A 19,428-nucleotide genomic window follows, 5' to 3' on the forward strand; every position below is an offset into this window, starting at 1 on the left:
GATGTCGCCTTCGCGAACAGGCTCGCTCCCACATTGATCGTTCCCACGCTCCGCGTGGGAATGCCTCAATGGACGCTCTGCGTCCGCTTCGGCAGGGACGCAGAGCGTCCCGGGCTGCATTCCCACGCAGAGCGTGGGAACGATCATGTCAAGGGGCGGAGGGCTCCGCCTTCGCCACGGTGACCCAATACGGCGTATGCCGCTCGATCTGCACCGGCAAGGTCGGCAGCAATGCGCTCAGGGCCTTGTCGGTGTCGTGCAATGGAAAGCTGCCGGTAATGCGCAGATCGGCCACATCCGGCGCCACGCCGAGATGCCCGCGGCGATAGCGCCCCAATTCATGCACCAGATCGCCCAGCCGTGCGTTGTCCACCACCAGCATGCCGCGCGTCCAGGCATCGGCGCCGGGGGTGAGGGCGGCAATCGAGCCCAGCCCGTCACTGCGCAGCAACACCTGCTGGCCTTCGCGCAGAATCTGTTCTTGCGGGTTGGCTTGGGCATGCGCCGCCACCGCTGACTGCAACACGCTAAGGCGCGTGCCGTCGTCCTCGCGCTTGACCAGAAACCGCGTGCCCAGCGCACGCATGCTGCCTTCGCGGGTTTCGACGATAAACGGCCGCGCATCGCCATGCCCGGTCTCGATGAGGATTTCGCCTTCCTGCAGCACGATCAAGCGGCGCTTGTCATCGAAGCGTACGTCGACCGCGCTGTGGGTGTTGAGGTTGAGCAGAGTGCCGTCGGACAGGCGCAGGGTGCGCTGTTCACCGGTGGCGGTACGCTGATCGGCAAGCCAGTAATCCAGCGGCAGATAGCGCTCACTGACAAACAGCCCCAGCCCGACGACCATCACTACACTGGCCAGCCCGCTGCCGAGTTTGCGCACGCGCCGGCGAATACCTTCGCGTGATTGCAGCAACGCATTGCGCGCCGGGCCCTTGGCGACGCTGAAACGCTGATCGAGCATGCCCAGCTGGCGCCAGGCGCGAGCATGTTCTTCATGCGCCGCATGCCATTTGGCGAACTCCTCGCGTTCCAGCGCGGTGCTCGAATCGAGAGTCAATTGCCAGGCAATCGCCGCGTCCAGCACGTGCGCCGGCACCGGGCGCGAACTGGCCGCGGTCATGTCGGTTCACCGTAAAGGGCGATGTAGCACTGACGCAGACCTTGCGCCAGATACTGACGCACGCGCGGCACCGAGACGCCGAGTTTGCCGGCGATCTCGGCGTGGCTGAGACCGTCGAGGCGGTTATACAGAAAGGCTGCGCGGGCCTTGGTCGACAACTTGCCGAGCAGGCGATCGATGGCTTTGAGGTCGTCGAGGATCATTTGCTGTTCTTCCACCGACGGCTGCTCGTCTTCGGGGATCAGCATCAGTTCGGTGAGGTAGGCCTGTTCCAGCGCCGCGCGGCGGAAGTAGTCGAACAACAGGCCCTTGGCGATCGCCACCAGAAACGCCCGGGGTTCGCGCGGCGTCAGCAGTTCGTCGCGGTTGAGCAGGCGCACGAAGGTGTCCTGGCTCAAGTCCTCGGCGCGCTGCGGACACGCCACATTGCGCCGCAACCACGCCAGCAGCCAACCGCGATGGTCGCGATACATCGCACCGACGAGCTCACTGTGGGGGTTGGGCACTGACGACACCGGACATCACCGATTGGGAAATGTTAACTAACGAGAATAGTTCGCGATTCTGGCAGGGGTGGGAATGGTTAGCAATTGGCCACTGGTCAGGTGATCTGAAGCAACGCGTTACCTTGTGGGAGCGAGCCTGCTCGCGAAGGCGGCTGGGGAGGTGCCGAAAATCTAGAAGGACGGCGCCTGCTGCCGCCGCTTCCACTGGCTCAACCGCTGCTGCAGATTCAACGGACTGTAAATCTGCTGCGCCCGCGCCCGGCTGAACAGAATCAGTGCCAGTTCCGCCGTGGCCAGCGCATCGGCGCTGGCGTTATGCCGTTCGAACACTTCAAGCCGGAACCACTCGATCCACTCATCCAGCCCCGCCTCGCGAATCTGCGCCTGCGGACATAACAGCGGCGCAATGTCCGCCACATCCAGAAACACATGCTGCAGCTTGTGCCCCAGATGTTCCTTTAGCGCGCGCCCGAGCATGTGCTGATCGAACGGCGCATGAAACGCCAGCACCGGGCTGTCGCCGATGAACTCCAGCAGCTCCAGCAACGCTTCTGCCGGGTCGCTGCCTGCGGCAATCGCATTCGGCCCCAAGCCATGAATCAGCACGCTGGGGCTGAGCTTCAATTCGCGGCATTGCAAGGTGCGTTCGAACTGCTGACGGAAATCGATCGCGCCGTCCTCGATCACCACCGCGCCGATCGACAGGACCCGATCCTTGCTCATATTCAGGCCGGTGGTTTCCAGGTCCAGCACTACCCAGCGCTGCTCGCGCAGGCTGCATTCGTTCAGCTCGGCATGCGCCGGCAGCTTCGCCAGCCGCTGCTGCAAATCCGCCGACACCACGGGACTGGCCGGGCGCAACCAGGAAAACAGGCTCATAGCTGATACCGCAAGGTCAGGCTGCTTTGCAGGCGCTGCGCCTGGCGCAGGGATTCGCGCAGGATGCGCCGATCGAGGTGATTGAGGCTGTCGGGATCGACGCGGTTGGAATATGGCTGGTTCTCCCGGGTCTGCAGCTGATGCTGCTGCATCCGCGTTTGTTGGATGAAGTGGTAGGCCTCTTCATACGCCGCGCCGTCGAGCGGCTCGATGACCTCTTTATCGACCAGTTGGCGAAAGCGTTCGAGGGTGTTGTTGGCGTCAATGCCGTTGGCCAGCGCCAGCAGACGGGCGCCGTCCACGAACGGCGTCAGACCCTGAATTTTCAGATCCAACGTGGCCTTCTCACCGTTCTTGCGTGCCAGCACGAACTCACGAAAGCGCCCAACGGGAGGGCGATTGCGCAGCGCGTTCTCGGCCAGCATGCGCTGGAACAGACGGTTGTCGGCGACCTGATCGAGAATGCCCCGGCGCAATTGCTCGCAGCCTTGCTCATCGCCCCAGACCACGCGCAGGTCGAAATAAATGCTCGAGCCCAGCAGGTTCTCCGGCGTGGCTTCGCGGATGAACGCCGCAAAGCGCCGTGCCCATTCGGCTCGCGACAGACACAGCTCGGGATTGCCGGCCATGATGTTGCCCTTGCACAGGGTAAAGCCGCACTGCGCCAAGCTCTGGTTGATCTGCTGGGCGATCGGCAGCAGCTTGCCGCGGATCTCCGCTGCGTGCGCGGCATCGCGCGCGTCGAAGAGAATGCCGTTGTCCTGATCGGTGTGCAGCGTCTGCTCGCGCCGGCCCTCGCTGCCGAAACACAGCCAACTGAACGGCACGCCCGGGTCGCCTTTTTCGGCAAGGGTCAGTTCGATCACCCGGCATACCGTGTGATCGTTGAGCAGGGTGATGATGTGGGTGATCTGCGTCGACGACGCGCCGTGGGCGAGCATGCGCTCGACCAGTTGGCCGATCTCACCGCGCAAGGTCACCAGTTGCTCGACCCGTTGCGCGCTGCGAATCGTCCGCGCGAGGTGCACCAGATCGACCCGCTGCAGGGAGAACAGGTCACGCTCGGACACCACGCCGCACAGGCGTTGATCCTTAACCAGACACACGTGAGCGATGTGCCGCTCGGTCATGGCGATTGCCGCATCGAAGGCGCTGTGATCCGGCGACAGATAAAACGGTGATCGAGTCATGTGCTGTTCGATGGCGTCGCTGAAATCACCGACACCTTCGGCGACCACATGGCGCAAATCGCGCAGGGTGAAAATCCCCAGCGGCGCCTTGTGCTCATCCACTGCGACGATGCTGCCGACCTGTTGCTCGTGCATCAGCTTCACCGCTTCACGTAGCGGCGTCTCGGCGCTGCAGGTCACCGGATGACGCATCGCGAGTTCACCGAGACGGGTGTTCAGCGAGTATTGAGTGCCGAGGGTCTCCACGGCTTTTTGCTGGACTTGCTGGTTGACCTGATCGAGCAGGCTGCTCACCCCACGCAAGGCGAAATCGCGGAAGGCGCTGGAGAGTGCGAACAGTTTGATGAACGCCAGTTTGTTCAGTTGCAGGCAGAAGGTGTCTTCGCCCGCCAGGTGCTCGGTGCGTGTGGCGCGTTCACCGAGCAGCGCGGCCAGCGGAAAGCATTCGCCGGTGGTGATTTCGAAGGTGGTCTCGGTGCCGGGTTTGGTGATGTGCTGGCGTTCGCCGACCACACGACCCTGTTTGACGATGTGAAAGTGTTCCACCGGGCCGTCGGCCGGTTTGATGATGCTTTCGCCCTGGGCAAAAAAACGCAGCTGACATTGCTCCACCAGATAGGCGAGGTGGGCGTGTTCCATCTGATTGAAGGGCGGGAAGCGCTGGAGGAATTGCAGGGTGCCCTGAATGTTCTGCAACACCGCGGTTTTCCCTGCCTGGGTGAAGGCGTCCGCTTTGCTCATAACCATTACCGCAGTCTTTTTCGAATTGTTGTGGTCGGATCGTTGCGGCCATGGTCGACCCCGGCGGGCAGAGTGCCCATTGGACGTAAGTCTAGGTTTAGCCACCATTGGCCGATTTTCGGAAATAACCTACACAAAAGCTCGGAAAAGCTTGCGCTAGCCACTTGGAAAAAATTCCGACGAAGTGCACATTGAAGCGCTGTCCGGCGATGTCTGACGACTTGCCAGGGATTGTTTGAACATTTAGAGAACGCCATGTCCGACCACGATATTTTGAGCGACGCCGAGCGTGAAGCGCTCAGCGCAGTAATGCTCGAACCTGATCTGCCGCCGCAGCGTGTCCTGATCGTCGACGACGACAAGGACGCCCGCGAGCTGTTGTCGGAGATTCTCGCGCTGGACGGCATTCGCTGCATGACCGCAGCCAGCGGTGAAACCGCGCTGAAAATGCTCGATGAAAAGCCTTCGATCGGTCTGGTGATTACCGACCTGCGCATGGGCAATGTCGACGGCCTCGAGCTGATTCGCCAGGTGCGTGAATCGGTACGGGCAGCGATGCCGATCATCATCGTCTCCGGCGATGCCGACGTGAAAGACGCGATCGAAGCGATGCATTTGAGCGTGGTGGACTTTCTGCTCAAGCCGATTGATACGGGCAAGTTGCTTGAGTTGGTGAAACACGAATTGGGCATAGAACCTTAAGACATATTTCGTCGCCCAGCAGATGATCGTTCCCACGCAGAGCGTGGGAACGATCAAAGAATTCAATCCACCTCAAAAACAAAAAGGCCCTGAACTCTCGATCAGGGCCTTTTTCATTCCAACCATCAACTCAAGTCACAGACCATTTGCGGCCTTGAACTCACGACGACGGCGGTGCAGCACCGGCTCGGTGTAGCCGTTCGGTTGCTTGGTGCCTTCGATCACCAGTTCGACCGCCGCCTGGAAGGCGATGTTGCTGTCGAAGTCCGGTGCCAGCGGGCGATACAGCGGGTCGTTGGCGTTCTGGCGGTCGACCACCGGCGCCATGCGCTTGAGGCTTTCCATCACCTGTTCCTCGGTGACGATCCCGTGGCGCAGCCAGTTGGCGATGTGCTGGCTGGAGATGCGCAGCGTCGCACGGTCTTCCATCAGGCCGATGTCATTGATGTCTGGCACTTTCGAACAACCGACACCCTGGTCGATCCAGCGCACCACGTAACCGAGAATGCCTTGGGCGTTGTTGTCCAGTTCGTTCTTGATCTGCTCTGGTGTCCAGCTTGGGTTCACTGCCAATGGAATGGTCAGGATGTCGTCCACCGAGGCGCGCGCACGTTTGGCCAGTTCGGCCTGACGCGCAAATACGTCAACCTTGTGGTAGTGCAGCGCGTGCAGCGCAGCGGCGGTCGGCGATGGCACCCAGGCAGTGTTGGCGCCGGCGAGTGGGTGAGCGATTTTCTGCTCGAGCATCGCGGCCATCAGATCCGGCATCGCCCACATGCCTTTGCCGATTTGCGCACGACCCTGCAGGCCGGTGCTCAGACCGATATCGACGTTCCAGTTTTCGTAGGCACCGATCCACTTCTCGGCCTTCATGTCAGCCTTGCGCACGACAGGGCCGGCTTCCATGGAGGTGTGGATTTCGTCGCCGGTGCGGTCGAGGAAACCGGTGTTGATGAACACCACACGCTCGCTGGCCGCCTTGATGCAGGCCTTGAGGTTGACCGTGGTGCGGCGCTCCTCGTCCATGATCCCGACTTTCAGGGTGTTGCGCGGCAAGCGCAGGACATCTTCGATGCGCCCGAACAGCTCGTTGGTGAATGCCGCCTCTTCCGGGCCATGCATTTTCGGTTTGACGATGTACACCGAACCGGTGCGGGTGTTGCGCCGCGAGGTGTTGCCGTTGAGGTTGTGCATTGCGGCCAGGCAAGTCACCAGACCGTCGAGGATACCTTCCGGTACTTCGTTGCCTTGGCTGTCGAGGATCGCATCGATGGTCATCAGATGGCCGACATTGCGCACGAACAACAGCGAACGACCGTGCAGGGTCACTTCTCCGCCATTGGGCGCGGTGTAGGTGCGATCCGGGTTCATGGTGCGGGTGAAGGTCTGGCCGCCCTTGGACACGGATTCCGCGAGGTCGCCCTTCATCAGGCCGAGCCAGTTGCGGTAGATCACCACTTTGTCGTCGGCATCGACGGCGGCCACGGAATCTTCGCAGTCCATGATCGTGGTCAGCGCCGCTTCCATGAGGATGTCTTTGACGCCGGCGGCGTCGGTCTGGCCGACCGGGGTGCTGGCGTCGATCTGGATTTCGAAGTGCAGGCCGTTGTGCTTGAGCAGCACCGCGATCGGTGCGTTGGCGTCGCCCTGGAAGCCGATCAACTGGGCGTCATCGCGCAGGCCACTGTTGCTGCCGCCCTTGAGCGTCACGACCAGTTTGCCGTCAGCGATCTTGTAGCCGGTCGAGTCGACGTGGGAGCCCGCTGCCAGTGGCGCGGCTTCGTCGAGGAAAGCACGGGCGAAGGCGATGACTTTGTCACCACGCACCTTGTTGTAGCCTTTGCCTTTTTCCGCGCCGCCCTCTTCGCTGATCGCGTCGGTGCCGTAGAGAGCGTCGTACAGCGAACCCCAGCGGGCGTTCGAAGCATTGAGCGCGAAGCGCGCGTTCATCACCGGAACGACCAGTTGCGGGCCGGCGGTGCGGGCGATTTCATCGTCGACGTTTTGTGTCGTCGCCTGGAAATCAGCCGCTTCTGGCAGCAGATAACCGATCTCTTGCAGGAAAGCTTTGTAGGCCACGGCATCGTGCGCCTGGCCGGCATGCTGCTGATGCCAGGCATCGATGCGCGCCTGGAAGTCATCGCGTTTGGCGAGTAGGGCTTTGTTCTTCGGCGCCAGGTCGTGAATGACCTTGTCGGCACCTTCCCAGAATTGTTCGGCGGTGAGGCCGGTACCGGGAATGGCTTCGTTGTTCACGAAGTCGAACAGGACTTTGGCGACCTGCAGGCCACCGACTTGAACGTGTTCAGTCATTGCTTGCCTCACTCTGCTCAGCTATTTCGCTTTTCAGCTCGTCAATTTAACAATGAAGCTTCTGGCCATTTAAACCACAAACCTGCGGACCAGTACATGCCATTGCTGGCGGCTGGGCTAGGACCAATCAACGGCTTGGAGGCCTTGCTGACGGGGCTTTCAGGGTTGCGAAGGGCCTTGGGCAGACATCGATCCAGCGTTATGTAGTGCGCGCTGCGGCATACTACATGATGAGTTGCGCTTGTGAAAATCAGACTAATTACGTCGTTCTGCGACCTCATGACGCATTGCAGTCACGTCGCGGAACGGGATGTTCTCAAAAAAGCATTGGATTGTTCCAGTTAAATATCGAAAGTTGTACACATAATTACTGTGGGCCTGCTAAGGAGCAATTCGGGTGTAACGATTTGTGGCGAGGGGATTTATCCCCGTTGGGTGGCGAAGCCGCCCCCTGCGCTCCGGCTGGCAGACCCAATTGGCAGGACTCACGACTGCTGCGCAGCCGCACGGGGATAAATCCCCTCGCCACAGGCCATCATCTGCCAGCACTGGGTCAGGCTGAATCAAGCCGCTTGCCTATACTTGCCCTTCGATAACAAAAGTCATGACAAGAGGGCTGCGCCATGGATCATCTCGTACTCACCGTTTTTGCCCCGGACAAGCCCGGGCAGGTCGAGCGCATCGCCCAATGCATCGCCGAGCACGGCGGCAACTGGCTGGAAAGCCGCATGTCACGCATGGCCGGGCAGTTCGCCGGGATCCTGCGCGTGGGCGTGCCGGCGGAGGCTTACGATGAACTGGTCGATGCCCTGCAAGCGCTCTCGGCCCATGGCATCCGCGTATTGATTGCCGAAAGCGGCGTCGAGCAGTCCTGCAAGTGGAAACCGATCGCCATGGAACTGGTCGGCAATGACCGACCGGGTATCGTCCGCGATATCACTCGGCTGTTGAGCGAGCAGGGCGTAAACCTGGAGCGACTGGTAACTGAGGTGCGCCCGGCGCCGATGAGCAGCGAGCCGCTGTTTCACGCCGAGGCGATTCTGGCGGTGCCACTCACCTTGTCGCTCGACGTTCTGCAGGCGCGCCTGGAAACCCTGGCCGATGATCTGATGGTCGAGCTGGTGTTGCGCACAGAGGTTTAAGCGCAAACAGGGTTATTCAGGTTTAACGTGCACCTGCCTGTGGATAACCTGTAGAGACGGGCCGCCACGCCACGCCGGCCGTGGCTTTGCGCCGGTTGATCAAAAAACCGCCAACATTCAGTGACTTGCGCACAAACGGCGGGGATCACGCTGTGGATAAGCTTGGGAAGGAACGATGCAGGCCACGAGAACCGTGGCCTGTAGAGGTTTGTGCGTTTTTTGATCAGGTGCGTCGGCGCAAACTTATCCACGCGTCAACGCTATAGACCGCCAACCCGGCCCAGATAAACATGAACGCGACCAGCGTGCTCGAAGACAAATGCTCGCCAAACAGCAGCACGGCTTGCAGCAACACCAGCGTCGGCGCGATGTATTGCAGGAAGCCGATGGTGGTATAGGGCAAGTGGCGGGTGGCGGCGTTGAAACACACCAGCGGCACCAGCGTCACCGGGCCGGCGGCCACCAGCCACCAGGCTTCGGAAGTGGTCCAGAAGGCCGGCTGCACGCTGGTGGCAGTCTGGTTGAACAGCAACCACGCAATCGCAATCGGCACCAGCATCCAGGTTTCCACCACCAGCCCCGGCAGCGCTTTGACCGGCGCCTGCTTGCGGATCAGGCCGTAAAAACCGAAGGTCAGCGCCAGCGCCAGCGACACCCACGGCAGGCTTCCGACTTGCCACACCTGCTGCGCCACGCCCACCGCAGCCAAGCCAACGGCCACCCACTGCATGCGCCGCAGCCGTTCGCCAAGGATCACCATGCCCAACAGCACGTTGACCAACGGATTGATGTAGTAACCCAGACTTGCTTCGAGCATGCGGCCATTGTTCACCGACCACACGTAGGTCAGCCAGTTGGCCGCGATCAGCGTGCCGCTCAACGCAAGGATCGCCAGGCGTTTAGGGTTGTCGAGCAGCTCGCGCAGCCAGCCCGGGTGCTTCCACACCATCAGCAGCAACGCACCGAACAGCGCCGACCACAGCACCCGGTGAATGATGATCTCGACGGCCGGGACTTCGGCGATGGCTTTGAAATAGATCGGGAACAGGCCCCAGATGATGTAGGCGCTCAGGCCCAGAATGTACCCGCGACGCGGGTTGGCGGCTTGCATGCAGAATCCTTGTTCAGGCAGCTGACAAAGGAGTGATTGTAAGGAGATTTGTCTGCGAATGTCGCAGACCAATGTTCATGGAATTGTGAACACCGAATGTGGGAGGGGGCTTGCTCCCGAAGGCGGTGTATCAGCCAACATCAATGTTGAATGCCAATCCGCTTTCGGGAGCAAGCCCCCTCCCACATTAGCCAAGCGTTGAATCAGAACAGTTTCAACGGCTCTTCATTCAGTGCCGCCAGTTGCTCACGCAACGCCAGCACCTGATCGCCCCAGTAACGCTCAGTGCCGAACCACGGAAAGCTGTGCGGGAATGCCGGGTCATCCCAGCGCCGCGCCAGCCAGGCGCTGTAGTGCATCAGGCGCAAGGCGCGCAACGGTTCGATCAGCGCCAGTTCGCGCGGGTCGAAATCATGGAATTCGTTGTAGCCGTCCATCAATTCCGACAACTGCCCCAGACACTCCTGGCGATCGCCGGCGAGCATCATCCAGATGTCCTGCACCGCCGGGCCCATGCGGCAGTCGTCGAGGTCGACGATGTGGAACATCTCGTCGCGGCACATCATGTTGCCGGGGTGGCAGTCGCCGTGCATGCGGATGTTCTGGTGCGGCGTGGCGGCGTAGACGTCTTCGACGCGTTTGAGCAGGTCGCGGGCAACCGACTCGTAAGCCGGCAGCAGGCTCTTGGGAATGAAATTGCCTTCGAGCAAAGTGTTCAGCGAGGCATGGCCGAAGTTCTGCACGGCGAGGGCTTCGCGATGCTCGAACGGCTTGGTGCCGCCCACCGCATGCATGCGCCCGAGCAACTGGCCGAGGCGATAGAGTTGATCAAGATTGCCCGGCTCCGGCGCCCGGCCACCACGACGCGGGAACAGGGTGAAGCGGAAACCGGCGTGCTCATGCAGGGTTTCGCCGTTGTGGATCAGCGGCGCTACCACCGGAATGTCGATGTCGGCCAGTTCGAAAGTGAACTGGTGCTCTTCGATTATGGCCTCGTTGGTCCAGCGCTGCGGACGATAGAACTTGGCAATCAGCGGCTCGGAGTCTTCGATACCGACCTGATACACACGGTTTTCGTAGCTGTTGAGCGCCAGAATGCGCGCGTCGCTGAGGAAACCGATGCTTTCAACGGCATCCAGGACGAGATCGGGGGTGAGGGTTTCAAACGGGTGGGCCATGCTGACTCCTGCGCGCAGCAGGCTGCTGCGTCCGGCTCGGCATGGTAGCGCAGATGGCGGCGCGAAGGGTGTTGGTGTCTGCCCGGGCCTCTTCGCGAGCAGGCTCGCCCCACCTTGGAATGCGATTCCCTGTGGGAGCGAGCCTGCTCGCGAGAGCGGTTTATCAGGCGCCGACAATCCCGCCGTCTTCGCGGGTAATCGCCATCACCGAAGACCTTGGCTTGCCATTGGGCAGATGCTCGGGGAAGGTCGAACCGCCGTTCTCGCCTGGATGCTGAATCCCGACAAACAGGGTTTTCTGATCCGGCGAGAAGCTGATCCCGGTCACTTCGCAACCCACCGGCCCGACCATGAAACGGCGAATCTCACCGGTCGCAGGATCGGCGCAGAGCATCTGGTTGTTGCCCATCCCGGCGAAGTCGCCAGCGTTGCTCGAGTCGCCGTCGGTGAGAATCCACAGGCGTCCGGCCTTGTCGAAACCCAGACCGTCGGGGCTGTTGAACATGTTCTGCGGGGTGATGTTGGATGAACCACCCTTCGGCGTCCCGGCATGCACGCCCGGATTGCCCGCGACCACAAACAGATCCCAGGCAAACGTCTTCGAGGCGTGATCGTTGCGGTCGGTGCGCCAGCGCAGAATCTGCCCGTAAACGTTCTTCTCGCGCGGGTTTGGACCGCCCACCGGTTGCCCGTCTTCACCGCGCTTGGCGTTGTTGGTCAGGGTGCAATAAACCTGGCCGTCCTTGGGACTGACGACGATCCACTCCGGGCGGTCCATGCGTGTTGCGCCAACCACGCTGGCGGCAAGGCGCGCGTGGATCAGCACTTCTGCCTGATCGGCAAACCCGCTGCTGGCGTCGATGCCGTTCTTGCCGTGGGTCAGTTCGATCCACTGGCCCTGGCCTTTCGGGTGATCAGGGTTGCCGTCGCCGGCATCGAATTTGGCCACATACAACGTGCCGTGATCGAGGATGTCGCGGTTGGCTTTCTGATTGCGATGGTTGATGCGATCACGGCTGACGAATTTGTAGATGAACTCGCCGCGTTCGTCGTCGCCCATGTACACCACAGCGCGACCATCGTCGGTCTCGGCCAGTGCGGCGTTTTCATGCTTGAAGCGGCCCAGCGCGGTGCGTTTGACCGGAGTCGATTGCGGATCGAACGGATCGATCTCGACCACCCAGCCGTGACGGTTGAGCTCGTTGGGGTTCTTGGCCATGTCGAAGCGCGGGTCGTGCGGGTGCCAGTTGATGTCTTTGCTGCTGGCGACAACGCCGTAGCGCTTTTGCGCGGCATCGAATTGCTGCTGGGCGTTGCTGCTGCCGAAGCAGTCGGTGAAGTTTTCTTCGCAGGTCAGATAAGTGCCCCACGGCGTCTTGCCGTTGGCGCAGTTCTGGAACGTGCCGAGGACTTTTTTGCCGTGCTTGTCAGCGGCGGTTTTCATCAGATCGTGGCCGCGGGCCGGACCGCTGATGCGCAGCGGCGAGTTACCGTGAATCCGACGGTTGTAGCGCGAGCCTTGGACGAATTGCCACTGGCCGTTCTTGCGCTGCACTTCGATCACCGACACGCCTTCGCAGGCCAATGCCTTGCGCACGTCTTCAGCCGACTGCGGCATGCCGCCATGCGGATATAGATAGCGATAGTTGGTGTATTCGTTGTTGATCGCCATCAGCGCGCGGTTCTTGTCGTCCGGGAAGGCGAACAGGCTCATGCCGTCGTTGTTGTCGCCGAACTGCACTTCCTGTGCGGCAGCGGTGCCGTTACCGCTCGGATCGAAGGCCGGGCCGTTCTTGTGCAGCGGCTGGCCCCAACTGATCAGCACCGAAGACTTGTAGCCCTTGGGCAGGGTGATGGCGTCGGTGGTCGCCGCCGGGATGCTCTCGAAACCGAGCAGGCGGCTGTTGCCGGCGCTGACGCTGGCGGCCATGACGCTGCGGCTCAGCAGGTTGCCGCCGAGGAACATCGCCGCGCCGCACAAGGCACCGGCGCTGATGAAACCGCGACGGCTGAGGCCGACCATTTTTTCCAGATCAGTGGATTGGTTTTCTTCTAATAGGCTCACATCAGGCTCCCTGCTTGGTTATGGGCAACACCTTAATGCGGGTCGATGACGCTTTTGTGGCAAGGGCCGATCAGAGCGGCGTGCCGATCAGCACGTTGGACGGCGCGCATTGCACCTGCACCGGATCGCCGACGCCCAGGCTTTGGCGACGCAAGTGCATAGGTTCGGCCAAGGCGCAAAGGGTCTGGCCGTTGGGCAGTGAAATACGCACTTCGCTGGGGCCGTCCTCGGCATCAAGAATCGCTTCGATAGTGCCGCGCAGGACATTGTGTCCGGGCGTGGCCGGCTGATCGGCGCCGAGCAGTTCAAGCCAGCCGGCCTTGATCAGCGCCATCACTTCGGTACCGATCTGCAATTCCAGATGCACGGTGCTGTCGTGGGTGATCTGTGCCTCCAGAGCAATGCCCTCGGCGAGTTCGAGGCGGATCAGATCGTTGCGTCCCTGCGCCTGAATCGCTGCCACCGTGCCATGCAGTTGATTGCGCGCGCTGGTCCTGAGCATCAGCCGACCGAGCAGGTCGAGATCGCTGGCGTCTTCCGCCGCTTCCAGCACCTGCGCCTGCAGCGCCTGCAATTTCTGATACAGGCGCAGCACTCGCTCGCCCTCGCTGGACAGTCTGGCGCCGCCGCCACCCTTGCCGCCCACCACGCGCTCGACCAAAGGTTTCTGCGCCAGGTTGTTCAGCTCATCGATCGCATCCCACGCCGCTTTGTAACTGAGCCCCGCGCTCTTCGCCGCACGAGTGATCGAACCCTGCTCGGCGATGTGTTGCAGCAGGGCAATGCGCTGCGGACGGCGAACGATGTGCTGGGAGAGCAGGGTGGGCAGGGACATGGCAGAACGCTTCTGGCTCGGGCGATGAGAAGGACGTTGGCCACTTGCAATGCGCGAGTCAAGCCTTACGCCGAACCCCTGTGGGAGCGAGCCTGCTCGCGAAAGCGGTTTGAGCAACAACATCTTTGTTGAATGTGATGCCCATTCGCGAGCAGGCTCGCTCCCACATGAGATATGTATTCGCTTCAGGTACCGGGCTTCGGCGTACGAGCCAGGCAGTACACATCAACCCGCGCCGCACCAGCATTCATCAACAACCGCGCCAGCGCCTGAGCGGTCGCGCCCGTGGTCAGAACATCATCCACCAGCGCGAAATGGCGGCCGCTTACCTCTGCATCAGGCGCCAGCGCAAAGGCATTGCGCAAATTGCGTTTGCGCGCCTTGGCGTCCAGATCCTGCTGAGCATCGGTGTCCATGACTCGCCTTAGAAGCTGTTCTTCACAGGGCAAATCCAGCGACACACTCAACCAGCGCGCGAGCATCGCCGCTTGATTGAATCCTCGCCGACGCAGGCGTTTATTCGCCAACGGCACCGGCAGCAGCACATCGGGGCGCGGCAAGTCCTCGGCGAAGCGATGCTGCAGGTATTGGCCGAGAACGTCGGCGAGCAGGTGACCAAACGGCCATTTCGCGTTGTGTTTAAAGCGCGTGATCAGACTGTCCACCGGGAAGCAATACACCCAGGGCACCGCGACCTGCTCGAAGGCCGGAGGCTCTAGCAGGCACTCGCCGCAAGTCAGGCCATCCGCCGCCAGCGGCAAAGCGCAGCTCTGACAATGGCTGCCGAGCCAGGGCATCTCGGTTTCGCAGGCCTCGCACATTGGCATTTGTGCTTCCGCGGGCTCATCGCACAGCAAACAGGTCTGTACGTTTTTTAAACAGATGTAAACCTGTCCCTGGTATTGCGGTTGACAGCGCATCGCTCTTCCTTAAATATGCCGAACATCCGTGTAGCGCCTGTGGATATTCCATTTTCCCCGGCGCCCGCCAAGCATAACCAAGGAATTGCCCATGAGCGCGAGCACCACCGCCACCCTGCGTCACGATTGGTCTCTGGCCGAAGTCAAAGCACTCTTCGTACAGCCATTCAACGACTTGCTATTCCAGGCGCAAACGGTGCACCGCGCACATTTCAACGCCAACCGCGTGCAAGTCTCGACACTGCTGTCGATCAAGACCGGCGCCTGTCCCGAAGACTGCAAGTACTGCCCACAGTCCGGGCACTACAACACCGGCCTGGAAAAAGAAAAACTGATGGAAGTGCAGAAGGTCCTCGAAGAGGCGGCCCGCGCCAAAGCCATCGGTTCGACGCGGTTCTGCATGGGCGCGGCGTGGAAACATCCGTCGGCCAAGGACATGCCGTATGTGTTGAAGATGGTTGAAGGGGTGAAAGCCCTGGGCCTGGAAACCTGCATGACCCTCGGTCGTCTCGATCAGGAGCAGACCGAAGCGCTGGCCAAGGCCGGTCTCGATTACTACAACCACAACCTCGACACCTCGCCGGAGTTCTACGGCAGCATCATCACCACCCGCACTTACAGCGAGCGTCTGCAGACGCTGGCCTACGTGCGTGAGTCGGGGATGAAAATCTGCTCCGGCGGCATTCTCGGCATGGGCGAATCGCTGGACGATCGCGCCAATCTGCTGATCCAGTTGGCCAACCTGCCGGAGCACCCGGAGTCGGTGCCGATCAACATGCTGGTGAAAGTCGCTGGCACGCCGCTGGAAAACGCCGAAGACATCGACCCGTTCGACTTCATCCGCATGCTCGCCGTGGCGCGCATCCTCATGCCGCAATCCCACGTACGTCTGTCCGCCGGTCGCGAAGCGATGAACGAGCAGATGCAGGCCCTGGCATTTTTCGCCGGCGCCAACTCGATTTTCTACGGCGACAAATTGCTCACCACCGCCAACCCGCAGGCGGACAAGGACATGCAGCTGTTTGCGCGCCTCGGTATCCAGCCGGAGGCCCGTGAAGAGCATTCCGATGAGGTTCATCAGGCTGCGATCGAGCAGGCACTGGTGGAGCAGAAGAGCAGCGAGCAGTTCTACAACGCTGCGGTGTAAAAACCCGCGCGGATTGTTCTGAAGGAATGCAAAACCCCTGTGGGAGCGAGCCTGCTCGCGAAAGCGGTTTGGCCGCCAACATCCATATTGGATGTGACGCCCATTCGCGAGCAGGCTCGCTCCCACAGGGGATATGTGTCATTTGAAAATCGAGGCCTGCATGTCTTTCGATCTCGCCGCACGCCTTGCTGCCCGCCGTGCCGACAACCTCTACCGGCAGCGTCCGCTGCTCGACTCGCCGCAAGGCCCGCAAGTCGTGGTCGACGGCCAACCGCTGCTCGCTTTCTGCAACAACGACTATCTGGGCCTGGCCAATCATCCGCAGGTGATCGAAGCCTGGCGCGCCGGTGCCGAGCGCTGGGGTGTCGGCGGTGGCGCGTCGCATCTGGTGATCGGCCACAGCAGCCCGCATCACGCGCTGGAAGAAGCACTCGCCGATCTGACCGGACGCCCACGTGCGCTGCTCTTCACCACCGGCTACATGGCCAACCTCGGCGCGGTCACCGCGCTGGTCGGGCAGGGCGATACGGTTCTGGAAGACCGGCTCAATCACGCTTCTTTGCTGGACGCGGGCCTGTTGTCCGGTGCGCGTTTCAATCGCTATCTGCACAACGACGCCGAGAGTCTGGCCAAGCGCCTGGAGAAAGCCACTGGCAACACACTGGTGGTGACCGATGGCGTATTCAGCATGGACGGCGACATCGCCGACCTGCCGGCGCTGGCCCGCGCGGCCAAGGCCAAAGGCGCGTGGCTGATGGTCGACGATGCCCACGGCTTCGGCCCGCTGGGCGCGAACGGTGGCGGCATCGTCGAGCATTTCGGCCTGAGCCCGGACGATGTGCCGGTGCTGGTCGGCACCCTCGGCAAAGCCTTCGGCACCGCCGGGGCCTTTGTCGCCGGCAGCGAAGAGTTGATCGAAAGCCTGATCCAGTTCGCCCGGCCGTACATCTACACCACCAGCCAACCGCCGGCGCTGGCCTGCGCGACGCTGAAAAGCCTCGAACTGCTGCGCAGCGAACACTGGCGTCGTGAGCACTTGCAGGCCTTGATCCGCCAGTTCCGCCACGGTGCCAAGCAGATCGGGCTGGAGCTGATGGACAGTTTCACGCCGATCCAGCCGATCATGATCGGCGATGCCGGCCGCGCGGTGCGGTTGTCGCAAATACTCCGCGAGCGCGGGCTGATGGTCACTGCGATTCGCCCTCCGACCGTGCCGGCCGGCAGCGCGCGACTGCGCGTCACGCTGACCGCCGCCCACAGCGAGGCGCAGGTGCAACAGTTACTGGAAGGGCTGGCGGATTGTTTCGCCCGATTGTCGTTGGAGCCAAGCCATGCGTAATCGTCTGATCCTGTTGCCCGGCTGGGGCCTCGGCGTGTCGCCGCTGGAACCGCTGGCCGCAGCATTACGTGGCCTCGACGAACATCTGCAAGTCGAGATTGAACCGCTGCCGGAGCTGGACTCCGCTGACCTTGAAGACTGGCTCGACGAACTCGATGCGCGCATTCCGCAGGAAGTCTGGCTCGGTGGCTGGTCGCTGGGCGGCATGCTCGCCTCTGAGTTGGCGGCACGACGCGGCGAGGCGTGCTGCGGGGTGCTGACGCTGGCAAGCAATCCGGCGTTTGTTGCGCATGAGCAGTGGCCGGATGCGATGCCTGCCGAGACCTTTGATGCATTTCTTGCCGGTTGCCAGGCCGATCCGCGTACGACGCTCAAGCGTTTTGCTTTGTTATGTGCGCAAGGTTCGCCAGACCCGCGTGGCTTGTCGCGCTTGCTGCTCGGTGGCGCGCCAGCCATCGCGCCGGCCGCGCTGATGGCAGGTCTGGAGCTACTCGCGCAGCTGGATACGCGACAGGCGCTGCAGGGGTTTCGCGGCCCACAGTTTCATCTGTTCGGCGGGCAGGACGCGCTGGTCCCGGCGGAAGCGGCCGGCGCATTGTTCGCGCTGTTGCCGGATATCGAAATTGGTCTGATCGAACAGGCCAGCCATGCTTTTCTGCTGGAGGACCCGCACGGAGTCGCGGGTGCGATCCAGGCATTTCTACATGAGTGCGCTGATGACTGATCTGTCCCTCGTGCTGCCTGGGGGCTTGCCTGACAAGCGCCAGGTGGCGGCGTCTTTTTCCCGCGCCGCGGCCAGTTACGACAGCGTCGCCGAGTTTCAGCGTGACGTCGGCACGCAGTTGCTTGAGCGCTTGCCTGCGAGTTTCACGCCGTCGCGGTGGCTCGATCTCGGTTGCGGCACTGGCTATTTCACCCGCGCGCTGGCCTCGCGTTTCACCCAGAGCAGCGGTTTTGCGCTGGACATTGCCGAGGGCATGCTCAATCACGCACGGCCGCTGGGTGGCGCTGAGCATTTCATTGCCGGCGATGCCGAAAGGCTGCCGTTGCAGGACGCTAGCTTCGATTTGATTTTCTCCAGCCTGGCGGTGCAGTGGTGCGCCGACTTCGAAACGGTGCTCAGCGAAGCTTTTCGCGTGCTTAAACCGGGCGGGATTTTTGCCTTTGCTAGTCTGTGTACAGGGACGCTGTTCGAGTTGCGTGAGAGTTGGCAGCAGGTCGACGGGCTGGTGCACGTCAATCGCTTCCGCGAGTTCGCCCGCTATGAACAGTTATGTGGCGGAAGTGGCATGCGCGCAGTGAGTCTGGAAAATCTGCCGCACGTGTTGCATTACCCGGATGTGCGCAGCCTGACTCACGAGCTCAAAGCGTTGGGTGCACACAATCTGAACCCTGGCCGGCCGGGTGGTTTGACCGGGCGGGCGCGGATTCTCGGGCTGGTCGACGCGTATGAGCGGTTCCGTCAGACGTCGGGGCTGCCGGCAACGTATCAGGTGGTGTACGCCGTGTTGGAGAAACCTCTATGAGCGCAGCCTATTTCATCACCGGTACCGACACCGATGTCGGCAAGACCACCGTCGCAGCCGGATTGCTCCATGCAGCGCGCTCGGCAGGCTTGAGCACGGCGGCGGGCAAACCGGTGGCTTCCGGGTGCGACGTCACGCCCAAGGGCTTGCGTAATTCCGATGCCTTGGCGCTGCTGGCCGAATGTTCCTTGCCGCTGACTTATCAACAGGTCAATCCGGTGGCGTTCGAGCCAGCGATCGCTCCGCATCTGGCGGCGCGCGAAGCAGGTGTGGCGCTGACGGTGCAATCGCTGCTGGCGCCGATGCGCGGGATTCTGGCGATGAACGCCGATTTCACCCTGATCGAAGGTGCCGGCGGCTGGCGGGTACCGTTGGCGGATCAGGACAATCTCTCCGACCTGGCGATTGCGCTGAAGCTCCCGGTGATTCTGGTGGTGGGCGTGAGGCTGGGGTGCATCAGTCATGCGTTGCTGACCGCCGAGGCGATCGCCCGCGATGGCCTGCAGTTGGCGGGGTGGGTGGCCAACATCATCGATCCGAAAACCTCTCGGCTGGAGGAAAACTTAGCGACGCTCGCCGAACGCATACCGGCGCCGTGCCTGGGCCGGGTGCCGAAACTCAAAGCGTTGAGCGCCGAAGCGGTGGCCGAGCATCTGCAACTGGATCTGCTCGACTAAGTTTTTCACTATGAACAGGCACTGTGCCATTAGT

The 19,428-nt window shown here is 61.7% G+C and carries 17 protein-coding genes; 7 read left to right on the top strand and 10 right to left on the bottom strand.

Features of this window, described 5'->3' with window-relative positions; translation table 11 throughout:
• Nucleotides 1-148: 148 nt before the first annotated feature.
• From ACMYUN_RS17220 to ACMYUN_RS17235, 4 genes are all read right to left on the bottom strand, one after another.
• Nucleotides 149-1,123 (bottom strand): FecR domain-containing protein, encoded by a 975-nt coding sequence (locus ACMYUN_RS17220; RefSeq protein ID WP_415761225.1) that lies wholly within the window; start codon nucleotides 1,121-1,123, stop codon nucleotides 149-151.
• Nucleotides 1,120-1,596, bottom strand: coding sequence for an RNA polymerase sigma factor (locus ACMYUN_RS17225; protein ID WP_166554767.1), 477 nt, complete (start codon nucleotides 1,594-1,596; stop codon nucleotides 1,120-1,122). Before ACMYUN_RS17225 ends, ACMYUN_RS17220 begins: the two co-directional genes overlap by 4 nt.
• A 204-nt stretch (nucleotides 1,597-1,800) precedes the next feature.
• Nucleotides 1,801-2,508, bottom strand: coding sequence for a PolC-type DNA polymerase III (locus ACMYUN_RS17230; protein ID WP_415761226.1), 708 nt, complete (start codon nucleotides 2,506-2,508; stop codon nucleotides 1,801-1,803).
• Complete coding sequence (locus ACMYUN_RS17235) at nucleotides 2,505-4,439, bottom strand: putative nucleotidyltransferase substrate binding domain-containing protein (protein WP_306662997.1); 1,935 nt, start codon at nucleotides 4,437-4,439, stop codon at nucleotides 2,505-2,507. Before ACMYUN_RS17235 ends, ACMYUN_RS17230 begins: the two co-directional genes overlap by 4 nt.
• A 255-nt stretch (nucleotides 4,440-4,694) precedes the next feature.
• Here ACMYUN_RS17235 and ACMYUN_RS17240 point away from each other — a divergent pair, with 255 nt between their 5' ends.
• Nucleotides 4,695-5,141 (top strand): response regulator, encoded by a 447-nt coding sequence (locus ACMYUN_RS17240; RefSeq protein WP_016772851.1) that lies wholly within the window; start codon nucleotides 4,695-4,697, stop codon nucleotides 5,139-5,141.
• Between the two features lie 135 nt (nucleotides 5,142-5,276).
• On the opposite strand, the gene ACMYUN_RS17245 is transcribed toward ACMYUN_RS17240, so the two are convergent.
• Nucleotides 5,277-7,454 (bottom strand): malate synthase G, encoded by a 2,178-nt coding sequence (locus ACMYUN_RS17245; protein WP_415761227.1) that lies wholly within the window; start codon nucleotides 7,452-7,454, stop codon nucleotides 5,277-5,279.
• Between the two features lie 623 nt (nucleotides 7,455-8,077).
• Here ACMYUN_RS17245 and ACMYUN_RS17250 point away from each other — a divergent pair.
• A complete protein-coding gene (locus ACMYUN_RS17250; protein WP_415761228.1) occupies nucleotides 8,078-8,596 on the top strand; it encodes a glycine cleavage system protein R in 519 nt (172 codons plus the stop codon).
• 223 nt (nucleotides 8,597-8,819) lie between these two features.
• Here the strand turns inward: ACMYUN_RS17250 and rarD are convergent, their stop codons facing one another.
• The 5 genes from rarD to ACMYUN_RS17275 all read right to left on the bottom strand — a co-directional run bounded on the left by rarD (nucleotide 8,820) and on the right by ACMYUN_RS17275 (nucleotide 14,705).
• Nucleotides 8,820-9,707 carry an EamA family transporter RarD gene (gene rarD, locus ACMYUN_RS17255; RefSeq protein WP_415761229.1) on the bottom strand — a complete coding sequence of 296 codons (888 nt, stop codon included), beginning with the start codon at nucleotides 9,705-9,707 and terminating at the stop codon, nucleotides 8,820-8,822.
• Nucleotides 9,708-9,910: 203 nt separating this feature from the next.
• A complete protein-coding gene (locus ACMYUN_RS17260) occupies nucleotides 9,911-10,885 on the bottom strand; it encodes a serine/threonine protein kinase (protein ID WP_073476508.1) in 975 nt (324 codons plus the stop codon).
• A 163-nt stretch (nucleotides 10,886-11,048) separates the two neighbouring features.
• On the bottom strand, nucleotides 11,049-12,950 hold the full coding sequence (locus ACMYUN_RS17265; protein ID WP_129997748.1) for a PhoX family protein: 1,902 nt from the start codon (nucleotides 12,948-12,950) through the stop codon (nucleotides 11,049-11,051).
• Between the two features lie 70 nt (nucleotides 12,951-13,020).
• Nucleotides 13,021-13,785: a TOBE domain-containing protein gene (locus ACMYUN_RS17270; RefSeq protein WP_415761231.1), complete on the bottom strand. Its 765-nt coding sequence runs from the start codon at nucleotides 13,783-13,785 to the stop codon at nucleotides 13,021-13,023.
• A gap of 185 nt (nucleotides 13,786-13,970) precedes the next feature.
• On the bottom strand, nucleotides 13,971-14,705 hold the full coding sequence (locus tag ACMYUN_RS17275; RefSeq protein WP_415761233.1) for a ComF family protein: 735 nt from the start codon (nucleotides 14,703-14,705) through the stop codon (nucleotides 13,971-13,973).
• A 91-nt stretch (nucleotides 14,706-14,796) separates the two neighbouring features.
• Here ACMYUN_RS17275 and bioB point away from each other — a divergent pair, with 91 nt between their 5' ends.
• The 5 genes from bioB to bioD all read left to right on the top strand — a co-directional run bounded on the left by bioB (nucleotide 14,797) and on the right by bioD (nucleotide 19,394).
• Nucleotides 14,797-15,852, top strand: coding sequence for a biotin synthase BioB (gene bioB, locus ACMYUN_RS17280; RefSeq protein WP_016772860.1), 1,056 nt, complete (start codon nucleotides 14,797-14,799; stop codon nucleotides 15,850-15,852).
• Between the two features lie 160 nt (nucleotides 15,853-16,012).
• Complete coding sequence (bioF, locus tag ACMYUN_RS17285) at nucleotides 16,013-17,191, top strand: 8-amino-7-oxononanoate synthase (protein ID WP_415761234.1); 1,179 nt, start codon at nucleotides 16,013-16,015, stop codon at nucleotides 17,189-17,191.
• Nucleotides 17,184-17,915, top strand: a complete 732-nt coding sequence (locus ACMYUN_RS17290; RefSeq protein ID WP_129997744.1) for an alpha/beta fold hydrolase — start codon at nucleotides 17,184-17,186, stop codon at nucleotides 17,913-17,915. The genes bioF and ACMYUN_RS17290 overlap by 8 nt, the downstream gene beginning before the upstream one ends.
• Entirely contained in the window at nucleotides 17,908-18,717 is an 810-nt protein-coding gene (gene bioC, locus ACMYUN_RS17295; protein ID WP_415761235.1) for a malonyl-ACP O-methyltransferase BioC, read from the top strand. The genes ACMYUN_RS17290 and bioC overlap by 8 nt, the downstream gene beginning before the upstream one ends.
• Complete coding sequence (gene bioD / locus ACMYUN_RS17300) at nucleotides 18,714-19,394, top strand: dethiobiotin synthase (RefSeq protein ID WP_016772864.1); 681 nt, start codon at nucleotides 18,714-18,716, stop codon at nucleotides 19,392-19,394. Before bioC ends, bioD begins: the two co-directional genes overlap by 4 nt.
• Nucleotides 19,395-19,428: the final 34 nt, after the last annotated feature.

This window comes from Pseudomonas sp. CP4 (genome assembly GCF_047758505.1).
In the GTDB taxonomy this organism is placed as follows: domain Bacteria; phylum Pseudomonadota; class Gammaproteobacteria; order Pseudomonadales; family Pseudomonadaceae; genus Aquipseudomonas; species Aquipseudomonas fluorescens_AO.